The 513-nt window shown below is 48.7% G+C and carries 1 pseudogene; it reads left to right on the top strand.

The annotated features are described in order from the left end of the window. Positions 1-286, top strand: a pseudogene (locus MD588_RS25935) (IS3 family transposase); the annotation flags it as partial. Between the last annotated feature and the right edge of the window lie 227 nt (positions 287-513).

A 513-nucleotide genomic window follows, 5' to 3' on the forward strand; every position in this document is an offset into this window, starting at 1 on the left:
GGTTGAAACCGCCAGCCTATCCGAAATCGAACTTGGAGAGTATTGCCGTTCTAAAGGCCTATATCCAGAACAAGTGGCTCAATGGCGTCAAGCTTGTATTAATGGTACTGCATCTGCTAAATCCAATGATAAGGAAGCGCAAGCTAAGTTAAAAGCTGAGCGCCTCAAGACCAAGCAACTTGAGAAAGAACTTCGGCAGAAAGAGAAAGCGTTGGCAGAAACCGCAGCATTGCTGGTGCTGAGAAAAAAGTTCAATGCCCTTTGGGAGGACGACGAGGTCGATTAACACCTCTAACTGAGCGAAAACAAATAACCACATGGGTCGAAGAAGCCGTTGCCTCCGGAGCTCGCAAGACGATGGCTTGTAAGACCATTGAGCTGCCAATTCGTACGCTCCAGCGTTGGTTAAATAAAGGGGTTGCCGAAGGTGACAGACGGTTAACTGCAAAACGGCCGGTACCGGCAAATAAGCTGTCTGAAGACGATGTGGCCCGGATCCTTGAGATCTGTAAC

The sequence above is a fragment of the Photobacterium obscurum genome (assembly GCF_026191635.1).
Lineage (GTDB): Bacteria > Pseudomonadota > Gammaproteobacteria > Enterobacterales > Vibrionaceae > Photobacterium > Photobacterium obscurum.